At 39.3% G+C, this 15435-nt stretch carries 13 protein-coding genes; 10 read left to right on the top strand and 3 right to left on the bottom strand.

Features of this window, described 5'->3' with window-relative positions; genetic code table 11:
- Positions 1-970, top strand: a 970-nt coding sequence (locus ACT3RM_RS13365) for a hypothetical protein (RefSeq protein ID WP_441996842.1), incomplete at its 5' end; no start/stop codon positions are given.
- Between the two features lie 89 nt (positions 971-1059).
- Here ACT3RM_RS13365 and ACT3RM_RS13360 read toward each other — a convergent pair.
- Entirely contained in the window at positions 1060-1257 is a 198-nt protein-coding gene (locus ACT3RM_RS13360; RefSeq protein ID WP_441834791.1) for a hypothetical protein, read from the bottom strand.
- Positions 1258-1288: 31 nt separating this feature from the next.
- Between ACT3RM_RS13360 and ACT3RM_RS13355 the strand changes: the two genes are divergently transcribed.
- Positions 1289-1825 carry a GNAT family N-acetyltransferase gene (locus ACT3RM_RS13355; RefSeq protein ID WP_441834792.1) on the top strand — a complete coding sequence of 179 codons (537 nt, stop codon included), beginning with the start codon at positions 1289-1291 and terminating at the stop codon, positions 1823-1825.
- Positions 1826-2076: 251 nt separating this feature from the next.
- On the opposite strand, the gene ACT3RM_RS13350 is transcribed toward ACT3RM_RS13355, so the two are convergent.
- Positions 2077-2598, bottom strand: a complete 522-nt coding sequence (locus ACT3RM_RS13350) for a TetR/AcrR family transcriptional regulator (RefSeq protein ID WP_441834793.1) — start codon at positions 2596-2598, stop codon at positions 2077-2079.
- A gap of 219 nt (positions 2599-2817) precedes the next feature.
- On the opposite strand from ACT3RM_RS13350, the gene ACT3RM_RS13345 reads away from it, so the two are divergent.
- The 6 genes from ACT3RM_RS13345 to ACT3RM_RS13320 all read left to right on the top strand — a co-directional run bounded on the left by ACT3RM_RS13345 (position 2818) and on the right by ACT3RM_RS13320 (position 11028).
- Positions 2818-4404, top strand: coding sequence for an ABC-F family ATPase (locus ACT3RM_RS13345; protein ID WP_441834802.1), 1587 nt, complete (start codon positions 2818-2820; stop codon positions 4402-4404).
- A gap of 159 nt (positions 4405-4563) precedes the next feature.
- Positions 4564-5046, top strand: a complete 483-nt coding sequence (gene purE, locus ACT3RM_RS13340; protein ID WP_441834794.1) for a 5-(carboxyamino)imidazole ribonucleotide mutase — start codon at positions 4564-4566, stop codon at positions 5044-5046.
- Position 5047: 1 nt separating this feature from the next.
- Positions 5048-6196, top strand: coding sequence for a 5-(carboxyamino)imidazole ribonucleotide synthase (locus tag ACT3RM_RS13335; protein WP_441834795.1), 1149 nt, complete (start codon positions 5048-5050; stop codon positions 6194-6196).
- Between the two features lie 147 nt (positions 6197-6343).
- Positions 6344-7276 carry a YeiH family protein gene (locus ACT3RM_RS13330; protein WP_441834796.1) on the top strand — a complete coding sequence of 311 codons (933 nt, stop codon included), beginning with the start codon at positions 6344-6346 and terminating at the stop codon, positions 7274-7276.
- The gene (locus ACT3RM_RS13325) at positions 7276-8430 is read left to right on the top strand and encodes an endonuclease/exonuclease/phosphatase family protein (protein WP_441834797.1); all 1155 of its coding nucleotides are present in this window, start codon (positions 7276-7278) and stop codon (positions 8428-8430) included. The genes ACT3RM_RS13330 and ACT3RM_RS13325 overlap by 1 nt, the downstream gene beginning before the upstream one ends.
- A gap of 105 nt (positions 8431-8535) precedes the next feature.
- Positions 8536-11028 (top strand): prolyl oligopeptidase family serine peptidase, encoded by a 2493-nt coding sequence (locus ACT3RM_RS13320; RefSeq protein WP_441834798.1) that lies wholly within the window; start codon positions 8536-8538, stop codon positions 11026-11028.
- Between the two features lie 24 nt (positions 11029-11052).
- On the opposite strand, the gene rrtA is transcribed toward ACT3RM_RS13320, so the two are convergent.
- Positions 11053-11646, bottom strand: coding sequence for a rhombosortase (gene rrtA / locus ACT3RM_RS13315; RefSeq protein WP_441834799.1), 594 nt, complete (start codon positions 11644-11646; stop codon positions 11053-11055).
- Between the two features lie 86 nt (positions 11647-11732).
- On the opposite strand from rrtA, the gene ggt reads away from it, so the two are divergent.
- Both ggt and ACT3RM_RS13305 read left to right on the top strand, forming a co-directional pair.
- On the top strand, positions 11733-13502 hold the full coding sequence (gene ggt / locus ACT3RM_RS13310; protein ID WP_441834800.1) for a gamma-glutamyltransferase: 1770 nt from the start codon (positions 11733-11735) through the stop codon (positions 13500-13502).
- 192 nt (positions 13503-13694) lie between these two features.
- Positions 13695-15389: an NAD-dependent malic enzyme gene (locus ACT3RM_RS13305; protein WP_441834801.1), complete on the top strand. Its 1695-nt coding sequence runs from the start codon at positions 13695-13697 to the stop codon at positions 15387-15389.
- The last annotated feature ends 46 nt before the right edge of the window (positions 15390-15435 follow it).

Genomic DNA, 15435 nt, shown 5'->3' with positions numbered 1-15435 from the left:
TTATCGAGGTAGCATCGCTGGTTTTTTGGGAGGAATTATATATGCAATTATATTTTATTACCTGTTTTCGATTGGTGAAAAATATTCAGTTAACTTTTTAGAGTTTGTATCAATTGCAATGTTAGTTATTTTTCCTATTTCAGTCGGAATTATAACGGTACTTTTTCTTACAAAAGAACAGGCTTTAAATAAAAAAATCATATTATTACATCCTTGGCTCCCTGTTATAGGTTGGTCTCTTATTTCGATTTTACTAGCATGGGAAACAATAATTTGTATAGTTATGTTGTTACCATTATATCTACCATTGTCTTCTTTGGGGGGATATGTTGCAGGTTATGTAAGAAAAAATTACTGTGAAAAAACTAATGCAGGTGTTGCTTCATGCTTTGCTATTTTGCCTCTTATTATCGCACCAATTGAAAGGCCTTTAGAGTCACCGACTTTATTTTATTCTTCAAGTAACACGATTGCTATAAATGCACCATTAGATCAAGTATGGGCTGGAATACCTAATATACAAGATATACAGCCAGAGGAATTACCGTGGAATTTATCTCACTTTATTGGAATTCCTAAGCCACTATCAGCTACAACTACTGAGTTAAAGGTTGGTGGTCTAAGAGAGCTGCATTGGGAGCGAGGTGTTCACTTTCAAGAAAAGATCACTGAACTAGAGGTTAACAAAAAATTGGCGTACGAAGTTATTGTAGATCAAAAGTCTATGAGTATCGCAGAGCTAGATACTCATATCGTGGTAGGTGATAAATACTTTGATGTTCAAAGCGGCTCGTATGATCTTAAGCTTATTGACGGTGTAGCTTATTTGTCATTAACTACAAATTATAGAATGACATCAAAAGTAAATTGGTATGGTTCGTTATGGGCTAATTATGTGTTGGATGATTTCCACAGCTCTGTATTAAATCTAATTAAAAACAGAGTAGAAAAATATAACAACATGCCATAAGGTGGGCCGTAAGTACTAAACCTAATTTTCCACCGCAAATTTAAAAGCCAGCGAGTACTGGCTTTTTGAAAGCTGTATTTTTGTTATGATTACTTTGCACTTCGTGCTATTTGATTTGGTAGTAGCTCTTCGATAATTTCTCGTGCTGGCAGGGTGTATCTTACACCATCAAACATGACTGATGTAAATTCATCAATTGAGGTGATCCCCGTGAGTGTCCAGCCTTCTCCACGGTTGGGGCAATAAACAGTGGTTGTAGGTTGAATTACTTCAAATTCGTCGCTCATATTAGCTTATTATTTTCTTGAAAGTAGCGCTATGATAAGCCAATATTCGTTGTTCATAAAGAAAAACGAAGAATTTATTGTGCAGCATGAAATGTCAGGGTTGACAGATATTTCCCTCCGACTTGTTTCCCATAAAGATTGCCAAGCTATTTGGGATATCTTACAAAACCCATTGGTACAAGAATTTAACGATTACCCACTGACAATCACTAAAGGGGATGTAAGAGACTTAATTCAAGGTGATATTGAACGTGCCTATAAACTAGAAGGCTCACGTTTTGTTATTGTATTTAACTTAACAGGGCAAGTAGTCGGAAGTATAGGGCTATTTAATATAAATAAAGCGGCACAAAGTGCTTATGTTGGGTTTGAGTTAGCCCCTGAGTTTTTTGGTAAGGGAATAATGCATAAGGCAGTGAGCATATTATTATCTAAAACGGTTAAGCATCATGCCTATCAAATAAACACGGTGTATGCAGATGTAAAACCAGGTAATGCTGCGTGTATTGCGTTACTCAAAAAGTTAGGTTTTACTTTTAATAATAAGATATGGGAAAAGCTACTTTAATACGACTTACACACACCAAAAGAACACATCATACTAAATTGTATTTTATTTATAAAAGCGGAGTTGCTCTTAAAAACATTTAATAAAAGGGAAGTCGATTAGTATATAATTGTATTTGGTTCTTAAGTCAGAATGTTGGTCAGTTTGGTACAAAGTAGTTAACGCTTAAGGCAATATCTGCTCTTAGCATTATTTACAATTTTGTGGTTTTTTATTGTTTGTTGCACTGTCCATTCATGGAAAATAAGCGTTTAAAGTAATGAAACCTTTTGACTCAATGTATGTAGCATTAATTTAGTTGTAGGTTCTTGCTCTGATAATCCATAAAGTAGTGTCATGAAATAGCAGTCGAGTAAGATAGCGGCTTTTACTTTATTAAATTGTGGTTGGTCGGCAAATACTAATTCGCGCATCAAAGCAACTTGCTGCTGTTGAAAACCATCGGTGAAAAGTTTATTACTAAACAGTAGTCGGTAGAATGCTAAGTGCTGACAATAAAATTGAAAAAAATACTGGCCGTAGTGGGTTATCTTCATACGTGCTGAACGATGAAAGTCTGTTTCTTTTGCTTGCTTAACAACTGCTTCAAATCGTGTCTTTAGGCAATCGTGTAAAATATCCAGCTTCACTTCAAAGTGGCTAAACAAAGTGCCAGTCGCAATCCCTACTGATTGTGATATTTCTCGTGTCGAGGTGTTCTCGTAACCGTTATTAGTGAATAATTGCCAAGCATGTTGTAATATACGTTCCCGCGTTTGTTCTTTCTTTTTCATTTTATATCTCCTTGTATTTTAATTATAAAATAAAAAATGACTGCGCTCATTTTAATTTATGAGCACGCTCATTAAGTGTAGAAGCTATTTTGTGAATCGCAAAATTTTATTTTTTATTTGTTATATGTGCTTAAGCTAATCTTTCATGGCATGACGCAGTGGTTTAGTTTAAAATTGCGCGCAATATTATTTTGTTTTTACCCGTTGGAGGGTACCGCTATTATAAGTACAGCTAACATCACCATGCAATTTGGTGCTAAACCTTTATTTGAAAATATCTCTGCTAAGTTTGGTGAAGGAAACCGTTACGGTTTAATAGGTGCAAACGGCTGTGGCAAGTCCACATTCATGAAAATCCTAAGCGGCGAGCTTGAGCCATCAGCGGGTAATGTTAGTACTGATCCTAATGAGCGTGTCGCAAAACTTAATCAAGATCAGTTTGCTTATGAAGAGTATTCGGTTATTGATACAGTGATCATGGGGCATAAAGAGCTTTGGGCCATTAAACAAGAACGCGACCGTATTTATAGCTTACCTGAAATGAGTGAAGAGGACGGCATGAAAGTCGCTGATCTTGAAACCGAGTTCGCTGAGATGGATGGTTATTCGGCAGAGGCAAAAGCGGGTGAGTTGTTAATTGGTGTTGGTATTGGCACTGAACAGCATTTTGGCCCAATGTCTGAAATAGCACCGGGTTTTAAATTACGAGTGCTGTTAGCACAGGTATTATTCTCAGATCCAGATATCATGTTACTTGATGAGCCCACCAATAACTTAGATATTTATACTATCAAATGGCTTGAAGATGTATTGAATCAACGTGATTGCACGATGATTATTATTTCTCATGACCGTCACTTCCTAAACTCGGTCTGTACGGACATGGCAGATATTGATTATGGTGAGCTGCGTATTTATCCAGGTAACTATGATGAGTACATGTTTGCAGCAACTCAAGCGCGTGAACGTTTACTCAGTGAAAACGCTAAGAAGAAAAATCAAATTGCCGAGCTTCAACAGTTTGTTTCACGTTTTTCTGCTAATGCTTCAAAAGCTAAACAAGCCACATCGCGAGCAAAAAGAATAGACAAAATTCAATTAGATGAAGTTAAAGCTTCTTCACGTCAAACACCATTTATACGCTTTGAACAAGAAAAGCAGCTATTTCGTAACGCATTAGAAATAACTAACTTCAGCCAAGGATTTGAAGAAACGTTATTCTCAGGCCTTGAAGGGCTTGTTGAAGTGGGTGAACGTATTGCTATCATTGGTGAAAATGGTGTTGGTAAAACGACATTATTAAATACTCTGGCTGGAAAATTAGCGCCTAAGCAAGGTGAGTACAAATGGTCTGACAATGCAAACATTGGTTATTACGCACAAGATCATGCGAGTGATTTTGAAAAAGATATGAATTTGTTCCAGTGGATGGAGCAATGGCAACAAGAGGGTGATGACGAACAAGTTGTACGTAGCTTCCTGGGCCGTATGTTGTTTTCACAAAACGATATTAAAAAATCAGTGAAGGTAATTTCAGGAGGTGAGCAAGGCCGTATGTTGTTTGGTAAAATTATGATGCATAAGCCAAATATCTTATTGATGGATGAGCCGACAAACCATATGGATATGGAATCAATTGAAGCACTTAACCTAGCTTTAGAAGCATATGAAGGCACTTTATTATTTGTCTCTCATGACCGCCAATTTGTTTCATCTGTAGCGACCCGCATTTGGGAAATTAAAGATGGTAAAGTAATTGATTTTAGTGGTACATATTCTGAGTACTTAGCATCTAAAGAAAGCTGAACGACTTAACCGTTTGTAATTTACTAAAAGCCATGTATGTCATGGCTTTTTTATTGCCTGAAAGTCGCACTTTGGTTAGTTATCCGTGTATAATGCTCGCCATTAAATAAGGACAAAAGTCCGCAATTGCTTTATAAATTTATTTACTGAGGAGTATTTATGACTGTTGGCATTATTATGGGTTCTAAATCAGATTGGCCGACCATGGAACATGCGGTGTTAATGCTAGAAAAGTTTGGTATTGATTATGAAACCAAAGTTGTTTCAGCGCATCGTACTCCTCAATTATTAGCTGACTATGCAAGCTCTGCTGCAGAACGCGGTATTAAAGTCATTATCGCAGGTGCTGGCGGCGCTGCTCACTTACCGGGAATGGCCGCAGCTTTTACCTCATTACCCGTATTAGGTGTGCCAGTAAAATCAAAAACCTTAAATGGGGTTGATTCATTATTGTCTATTTGCCAAATGCCAAAAGGCGTTGCTGTAGGTACATTGGCTATTGGTGAAGCAGGGGCTGCAAATGCGGGCTTACTAGCTGCACAGATTTTAGGTTGTCAGCAACCTGATCTTTTTGCCAAAGTTGAAGCATTCCGTAAAGAGCAAACTGAGACAATTTTAGCAAACCCAAATCCTGCAGAATAATATGAATATTTTAATTTTAGGTGCAGGACAACTTGCACGAATGATGAGCCTTGCTGGCGCGCCTTTAGATTTAAATGTGGTTGCTTATGATGTCGGCAGCAAAAAAATTATGCATCCGTTGACAGGAGAGGTTTATAGCACAACTTTACAACAAGCTATTGCTGAAGCTGATTCGATTACTGCTGAGTTTGAGCACATACCGGATGATGTACTAACGCTTTGTTGCGAGAGTAATAAGTTTTACCCTGGTAAAGCCGCAATTAAAACCGGAGGTGACCGCGCGCTTGAAAAAGCATTACTTGATAAAACGAATGTTGAATGTGCGCCTTATCAGTTGATCACTCAAAAGCAGCATCTTATTGATGCTGTTGAAAAACTAGGCAAGCCTCTCGTAATTAAAACCTGTCAAGCTGGTTACGATGGCAAAGGGCAGTGGCGTCTTAAGTCGGATGATCAAATACCACAAATTTGGTCTGAAATGGCCGATTTTATAACCTCAGGTACCGACGCCGCCCCGCATACTATTATTGCTGAAAAGATGATCCCGTTTGATCGGGAGGTTTCAATAATTGGTGTTCGAGATAAGCACGGTAATACGGCTATTTATCCACTTACCGAAAATCAGCATACTAATGGTGTACTTACGTTATCAGTTGCAGGTAAAGAAAAATGGACAATTGAGCACCAAGCACAAGACGCCTTTAATAAGCTTGCTAACGAGCTTAATTATGTAGGTGTGCTTGCAATTGAGTTTTTTGATGTTCAAGGGCAACTATTAGTTAATGAAATTGCGCCTCGCGTTCATAACTCAGGACATTGGACTCAACAAGGTACTCACTGTTCTCAATTTGAGAATCATATGCGTGCTGTTGCGGGTTTACCTCTTGGTAATACTGAGCTTCAACGAGTAAGTGCAATGATAAACGTACTGGGTCAATCAAGCATTCCAGTAAATGTACTGACTACACCCGATGTGACTAGTCACTGGTATGGCAAAGTAGCTAAGCCTGGTCGTAAAATGGGCCATATAAATGTTTCAGCAAATAATCTACATCAGTTAGGTGAGCGGTTAGCTGAAATGGCTGAGATACTTCTAGAAAAAGATTACCCCGGAGTTGCGGCCACTAGTAAAGCGTTAACTCTTAACTAATAGAAAGAGCCGAGCTTAACTCGGTTTTTTATTACAACGTTACCGTGCTAAAAATTAAAAGAAATATGCAAACGCAAAATATTCCCTCATTTTTGTGACTACACTTGTAGCATATTGTGTTACTCGAGTTTAAACGTTAGGTGTAAAATGGCTAACCTAAATATGATTAAAAAACCACTATTTATAGGCCTATTCTTACTCTGTGCGTTACCAATAGTTGGATCAGGTACAGCCTTGATCGTAGGTGCTTTATTTGCTTTAACGATCGGCAACCCATTTACAGAGCTAAGTCAAAAGGCCAGTAAATGGATGCTTAAATTAGCTGTTGTGGGATTAGGTTTCTCGGTTGATTTTAATCAGGTAATAGAAGTTGGCCGTAGCTCTTTAGTGCTAACTATTGTCAGTATTACTGCCATTATTGGTTTAGGTGAAATACTTACGCAGGTATTTAAGCTAAACCGTAATACGGGTGTGTTAATTTCATTTGGTACGGCGATATGTGGTGGCAGTGCCATTGCTGCTATGGCACCCGTTATCAAAGCAAAAGATCATGAAGTTGCGGTTGCACTGGGCATTGTATTTTTACTTAATGGCGTTGGCTTACTGTTATTTCCAAGTATTGGCCATTATTTAGAATTGAGCCAAGAGCAATTTGGTATGTGGGCAGCGCTTGCTATTCACGATACCAGTAGTGTCGTGGGAGCGTCTGCTACTTATGGTGCAGCAGCTCTAAGCATTGCCACGACGGTTAAGCTTACCAGAGCGATGTGGATAATTCCTTATACGTCATTGGCTGGCATGTTTTGGCGCTCTGATGAAAAGGCCAGTATTCCGCTTTTTATTGTTGGCTTTTTAGCTGCTGCATTGATCAATACTTACTTGCCTGACTATCATGTAGTTTGGGGTGTTTTTAATGTTCTGGCTAAAGAGCTGTTAGTGATGACGCTATTTTTAATTGGTAGTGGCTTATCATTGCATGTTTTAAAAAATGCCGGGATAAAGCCATTTATAATGGCTATATTATTATGGATAGTAGTCAGTAGTGTCATATTACTTCTTATTTTAGATGGGTTTATCTAATGAAATTACCTTACTCAATATTAGCTGCATTATTTATAACTAATCCTAGTTTTGCAGCTGATAGCATCCGTGTAGCAACATTTAATGTTAGTATGGATGCCACTAATTATGCTAATAATCCTCAAGAGATTAAAGCTGATTCGCTATCTACAGCGCTTAAAGAAGACCATCAGCAAATCAGAAATATAGCTGAGATTATCCAGCGCGTACGTCCAGATATCATTTTACTTAATGAGTTTGACTATATTGAGCAAAGTAGCGGTATCGATTATTTTAAACATCACTACTTACAGGTTAGCCAACAAAAGCAACCCACGATAAATTACCCTTATACGTTTATTGCTCCGGTCAATACTGGGCTGGCTACCGCATTTGATCTTGATAATAATGGCAAAAACACTGGCATAAAAGCAGATGCACAAGGCTTTGGTTTTTTTGAAGGCCATTATGGTATGGCTGTACTTTCTCGTTTTCCCATTGATGTAAGTAAAGTGCGTACATTACAAAAATTTAAAAATAAAGATATGCCTAATGCGGGAGTCCCTGTAGATCCCAAAACAGGAGATAACTGGTATTCAGCACAAGAGTGGCAAGCGTTAAGGCTGAGCTCAAAATCATTTTGGGATATACCAATCTCTATAAAAGGTAAAACGCTACATTTAATTGCATCCCATCCAACGCCCCCCGTTTTTGATGGCGAAGAAGATCGAAATGGCATTCGAAACCATGATGAAGTACGTTTGATAGCAGACTATGTTGCAAACGCTGATTACCTTTATGATGATAAAGGCGTGCATGGGGGGTTAAAGGCTAATTCTCGATTCGTGGTTGTAGGGGATCTTAATGCCGCTCCTGAAGGGGATAAAAAACGCCCAGATACAACTGACCAATTATTAAAGCACCCGTTAATAAATGCCACTTATGCACCACAAAGTAAAGGGGCTAAACTTAGTTACCCACAGAGCTATGGCGCACGTTATACCGCTTTTTGGCAAGCCCGCGTAGATTATGTACTCCCTTCAAAAGAAGGGATAAAAATTCACCAAGGCGGGGTTTTTTGGCCACCTAAAGACAGTGAATTATTTAGATTAATTAAAGATCGTAATGCTTCATCTGATCACCGCATGGTGTGGTTAGATATTTCACTAAAATAACTTGGTTATTAAACAGCAAAGTTTGGCTGTCTGTCTGAAATAATTGCTATTACATAGCTGCTTCTGGTTAAATTAGGGAAATTATAATTACCTTAAAGAAGCATTATGACTTTACCAATTACGGCTAATAAAACGCTCGTTGCGCTAAGCGTTGCAGCAAGCTTTATGTTAGCAGGCTGTCAAACTACCGCCTCAACGACTAAAGAGCAACCTACAGCAAATGTTGCCTCTGTAGTTACCACCCCAGCAGATACTGGCTCAGCAGAAATAACCCTCGAACAAGCAATGGCTCATCCAGACTGGTTAGGTCGCCAAGCAGAAAAAGCTTTTTGGGCTGCGGATTCAGCCACAATTATTTATGCACGTAAGCAGCAAGGTAATGAATTATATGACTTGTTTAGTCAAGCAATAGATTCGAAGCAAGCAGAGCAAGTTGAACTTAATAAATTGCATACGTTAGGTGCAAAAAAATCTGTCTATTCTAGAGATAAAAAACAACAAGCTTATGAGTTTGAAGGCAATATTTTTGTCAAAAACAGTCAAACAGGTGTAATTAAACAAATTACTCAAGACAGTACCAAGCAATCAAAGCCACAGTTTTTAAATGACGGCAGTTTAGCGTTTCGTGAAGGAAATACTTTTTATAAAGTTGACCTTGCAACAGGCCAACAAATTGAACTGGTAAAGTTACACTTAAGTAATGCGCCAAAGGGTATCCAAGAGCCCTCTACTTATATTGCCAAAGAACAACATAAGCTGATTGACTATATTGCGCTTACTCATAAAAATAATAAAGATAAACAAGCACGTAAAGAGCAAATTAATGAGAAAAACAGTTCAATTGCCAATGCGCAATTTTATCTGGGTGAAGGCAATAAAATCGCTGATGTACAGCTTTCACCAAATGGTAAAGCGTTAGTTGTCGTAGTAACTGAAAAGCGTCTATGGCGTGATGATACCGATATTATGCCAAATTATATAAAAGCAGATGCCGGTGTTAAAGCTGAAAAAGCACGTCGTCGTGTTGCTGATGAAAAGCCAATCACTTCAGAAGTTATTTATATCGACCTTGAAAACCAAAGTAAAAAAACACTTTCATTTGATACTTTACCCGGCTATGACGAAGACGTACTTGCTGCTGTAAAAAAAGAAAACTATAAACGTGAAGGTAAAACGTATAAATCTGAAGAAGCGCCTCGTGCTATCAACCTAATAATGGATTGGGGGTGGTCTCAAAGCGCCATTGTTTGGAATGATGAGGGTAGCCAAGTGGCTTTAATGCTAGAGGCTTGGGATAATAAAGATCGCTGGTTAGCAACTGTAGATACGACAAGTAATGAACTTGTTTCGCAGCACCGTTTACATGATGATGCCTGGGTTAATTACACCTACAATGATTTTGGATGGTTAAATAATAGCGACACCTTGTATTATTTATCTGAGGAAACAGGTTATAGTCATATTTATAAAAAGCCATTAGATGCAGACGCTACACAGCTAACTAAAGGTCAGTTTGTTGTATCTAATTTAACGCTGGCAGATGACGATAGTGCAATTTATTATAAAGCCAATGTTGAGCATCCTGGCCTATACGAAATTTTCCGTGTGAATCCAAATAATGGTGAATCGCAACAAGTGACTGATCTAAACGGCATGACCGATTATCAGTTAAGTCCAGATCAAACCAAGCTGTTATTAACTCATTCAAAAATAATGTCGCCGCCAGAGTTATACGTTGCTGATGCGAAAGCGAACACGCAAGCGACGCAACTAACGAATATGGTATCTGATGAGTTTTTAGCTAAACAGCTAATTGCCCCTAAAATTGTTGCTGTGCCATCGAGTCATACTGAGCAACCTATTTATGCAAAAGTATATTATCCAGCGGACTACGTTGAAGGTGAAAGTGGTAAAAACCGTAAAGCAGTCATTTTCAACCATGGGGCAGGCTATTTACAAAACTCGCACATGGGTTGGTCTGCTTACTTTCGCGAATTTATGTTTCATTCACTCTTAGCCTCTGAAGGTTATGTAGTCATGGATATGGATTACCGCGCATCAAAAGGCTATGGCCGTGATTGGCGTACTGCGATTTATCGCCAAATGGGCACTCCGGAAACACAGGATTTAGTTGATGGTGTTAGCTGGATGGAACAAAACGCTAATGTTGATACGGGCTCAATAGGTACGTATGGCGGTTCTTATGGTGGCTTTATGACGTTTATGGCACTATTTACCGAGCCTGATCTATTCCAAGCGGGTGCTGCGCTTCGTCCTGTAACTGATTGGGCACACTATAACGGTCCTTACACAGCAAATATCTTAAACCACCCAGATGTTGATCCGATTGCCTATGAGCGAAGCTCGCCGATTTATTTTGCTGAGGGACTTAAAAATCGCTTATTGATAAACGCGCCAATGGTTGATGATAATGTATTTTTTCAAGATTCAGTACGGTTAGTACAACGTTTAATTGAACTTGAAAAAGAAAACTTTGAAACGGCTATTTTTCCAGTCGAGCCACATGGTTTTGTGCAGCCCTCAAGCTGGTTAGATGAATATCGTCGCATTTATAAGTTATTTAAAGAAAGTCTTTAAAAAGCAAACAAAAAACGCCATGCATTAGCTTGGCGTTTTTTTTGATCTAAAGTAAGTTATTAATAAGGGTAACGCTAATAACAAGCCACCAATAGCGCCAATTAAATGCGCATCAATAGCCACGTTCGAATTAATAAGTTTTACTATATCTGCACTAGGACCGTTTATTTGTTCTAATAGTATTTTGATCCATACGCCGATAAATAAAAGCACGCCTGTACGATAGCCGATACAAATATCTTTAACAGCACCCCAAATAATTACGCCATGTAACAGCGCACTTAAGCCCGTATAAGTCTTTATATCAGGGCAAAATAGCGTTATACCGAGGCCGCACCAAGTAGCTAAAAACAAAACATTAAAAGTATAACGAAGCGGTGTAGTGTGCTCTGCGTGCAGAGCCCAAATGAGTAGTATGCCCGCACAGTTCAGCGCTAAATGTGGCCAATTAGCATGTACAAATTGACTAGATACGATACGCAAGTATTCGCCACTTTCAACAAGTGAGCGGTTAAACTCTAGAACATCATTTAATTGCAACAAAGCAAATAGTGTACTTATTAACATTAAGCACAATGGCGGTAAAATATAACGTGGCTGCAATGGAAGATTGAACATTTTGTTCTTATTTTAAAGCAAAACTTTGCATATTGTGCCCGTTTAACTTTAAGATGCCAATATGATTGCTTAATATAAATAGTCCTATGCTTTGTAAACTAAACCCCCTTATTACGCTGAGCTTCTTTTCTTGTACTTTACTTGCAAATACAGCGCAGCAACCTCGCGAAGTTCGTGAACCTGAAGCCGCTACCGGCCATCAAATAAAACATCAAGTGATGGGTAACGATTATGTCGTAGCCGCCGCCAATCCATATGCCGCAAAAGCTGGTCGTACGATACTTGAAAAAGGCGGTAGCGCAGTTGATGCTGCTATTGCTACGCAGCTGGTATTAACCTTAGTGGAGCCACAATCCTCGGGAATTGGAGGCGGCACATTTATGATGGTCTATAATAAAAAAAATCAGCAGTTAACTAGCTTTGATGGCCGTGAGACCGCGCCAAGTAACGCTGACGAAACACTCTTTTTAAATAAACACGGTAAGGCTGTAAAGTGGATTGAAGCAGTTGTCGGTGGACGTTCAGTTGGTGTGCCTGGTGTGTTACATGCTTTTGCAAGCGCACATAAACAATACGGTAAACTTGAGTGGGCAGAGCTTTTTGCGCCAGCAATAAAACTTGCCGATCAAGGCTTTGTGATATCACCACGTCTACACTCATTACTTGCTAAGCAGATAAACCCTGGAGTGACTAAGCTACCTGTTATCCGCGATTACTTTTTTCCTGACGGAAAAGCTATTGCTATTGGGTCGCTTAAAAAGAACCCGCCATTAGCAAATTTATACCGCGATATCGCCGCACAGGGCATTGATGCGTTTTATAAAGGAAGTAACGCTAAACAAATGGTTCATGCGGTACAAAATTCACAGGTTGTACCCGGTAAGCTTGCGCTCAACGATTTAGCAAACTACCAAAGTCAGCAACGCGATGCAGTATGTACGCCTTATCATCAATACAAAGTATGCTCTATGGCACCACCAAGTAGTGGAGGAGTTGCGGTATTACAAATACTCGCTTTGCTTGAAGAAAAAAATATGGCTCAGTATCAGCCAAATGAAGAGCAAGCTCTGCATTATTTTACGCAAGCCTCGCGTCTGGCATTTGCCGATCGTAACGTATATATGGGCGATCCTGCTTTTGCTGATATTCCCACTGAAGAATTACTTGCAGTTGACTACATTAAACAGCGGTCGCAATTAATCACAGAAAAAGACACCCATGCAACAGCCGGTGAGCCAAGAGTAAAACTTAGCTACGCAATAGACGATGCCTATGAACTCCCTTCAACAAGTCATGTATCCATTGTGGATAGCGACGGTAATGCGGTGTCGATGACCAGTTCAATAGAAATGGCATTTGGATCAACCGTTATGGTCAATGGATATATTTTAAATAATCAGCTTACTGACTTTGCATTATCACCAAGCAAAAACGGAAAATTAATGGCTAACCGTGTTGAAGCAGGTAAACGCCCGCGCAGTTCAATGTCACCGGTAATGGTATTTAATAAAGATGGAAGCTTACGCCTTGTGGTTGGTTCTCCTGGTGGAAGTCGTATAATTAATTATGTGTCACAAGTGGTTATTGGTGTACTAGATTGGAAATTGAGTGCACAGCAAGCGATTGATTTGCCTAGAATCACTAATCGAAATAATTACACTAGCCTTGAAAAAGCTACTGAGATTGTTAATGCCGCTAAAGCACTTAGTAAACGGGGTCACACTGTGCGTATTGTCGATTTAAATTCAGGCTTACACAGTGTAGAAGTGATCAATGGCAAGCTGTATGGCGGGGCAGATCCCCGTCGTGAAGGGGTCGCGCTGAGCGAATTAAGTGAACAAAAAACGACTAACTAGTACCTACAGTAAAGCAATAGCTTGACGCTGGTTCAAGCTATTGTAATCAGGTATAATTAAGTTCTATGCGATGATATTTCGCGTGCTTTTTTAACTTTCAATTGGTCTGACAAGATTGAATGTCATTGCATTTTTATCATAGGCAGTAATAATGACAGATCACACATACAAGACATCGTTAAGCTTGGAATTATGACTACAAAAACCGATCCGAACTATCTTTATATCCATCATTCAGGCCCTGGTTTAATTGAGACTCCTCTTTTAAATAAAGGCAGCGCATTTAGCAAGCAAGAACGTGAAAACTTTAATTTAGCGGGGCTTTTACCGCCACGCTTTGAAACCATCGAAGAACAAGTCGAACGTTGCTATCAGCAATACTCAAGCTTTAGTGATAACTTAAACAAGCACATTTACTTGCGTGCAATTCAAGATAATAACGAAACCTTATACTATCGATTAGTACGCGATCATATCGACGAAATGATGCCGATTATCTACACCCCAACGGTAGGTGACGCTTGTGAGAAGTTTTCAGATATTTATCGTAGTGCTCGAGGCTTATTTATTTCGTACGAAGACCGTTTTCATATAGATGATATTTTACGCAATGCTACAAAAGGCAAAGTAAAGGTTATTGTGGTAACTGATGGCGAGCGTATTTTAGGCCTTGGGGATCAAGGTATTGGTGGTATGGGGATCCCTATTGGTAAGCTATCGCTTTATACCGCCTGTGGTGGTATTAGCCCAGCGTATACGCTGCCAATGATGCTTGATGTGGGTACCAATAACGAGAAGCTACTTAACGATCCGATGTACATGGGCGCGCGGCACAAGCGTATTAGCCAAGACGAATATGATGAATTTTTAGACTTATTTATTCAAGCCGTGAAACGCCGCTGGCCAAACGTATTACTCCAGTTTGAAGATTTTGCTCAACCTAATGCAATGCCATTATTAAAGCGCTACCGTAACGAGATTTGTAGTTTTAATGATGATATTCAAGGTACTGCTGCAGTTACCGTAGGGTCATTGCTGGCCGCATGTCGAGTTAAAAATCAGCGTCTTTGCGACCAAAAAGTAGTTTTTGTTGGTGCCGGCTCTGCAGGTTGTGGTATTGCTGAACAAATTGTTAGTCAAATGGTATTTGAAGGTGCAACGGATGCACAAGCGCGTAGTCAAATATTCATGGTCGATCGTTTTGGCTTATTAACAGACGGTATGCTCGGACTTCGTGATTTCCAACAATCATTGGCACAACCTACCGATAAACTTACCGATTGGACTTACAGTGGTGAATACGCCTCTCTATTAGATGTAATGCATTGCGCAGAGCCGGATATTTTAATTGGGGTGTCAGGTCAACCTGGTTTATTTACCGAGCAAGTTATCCGGGCTATGCATAATGGCTGTGAAAAACCAATTATTTTCCCGCTTAGCAACCCTTCAAAGCAAGTCGAAGCATTGCCCGAAGATGTTATTAAGTGGACGGACGGCAAAGCACTGATAGCTACAGGTAGCCCATTTGCACCGGTTGAATATAACGGTGAAACTTTTCCTATACCACAATGCAATAATAGCTATATTTTCCCGGGTATAGGTTTAGGAGTTATTGCCGCCAAAGCGAAACGAATTACTGATGCAATGCTGATGGTTTCTAGTGAAATGCTGGCCGAGTCATCACCGCTTGCAAACTCTGGTTTAGGTAGTTTATTGCCTGCTTTGGCTGAAATTGAAACACTTAGTAAGCGTATAGCTTTTGCTGTTGCTAAAAAAGCTATTGAAGAAGGCGTCGCACTTGAGATAAGTGATGATATGCTTTGGGCTGCTATTGACCGTAACTATTGGCTACCGAAATACCGTAACTATAAACGTTGCAGTATTTGATCAATTTACTCAGTTAGTAAAAATAACAGGCTATTTTGGCCTGTTT

It is taken from the genome of Pseudoalteromonas sp. AOP7-A1-14 (assembly GCF_052376275.1).
Classification (GTDB): domain Bacteria; phylum Pseudomonadota; class Gammaproteobacteria; order Enterobacterales; family Alteromonadaceae; genus Pseudoalteromonas.
Note: the sequence above shows the minus strand (reverse complement) of the source record. Positions and strands in the feature narration are given on the sequence as shown.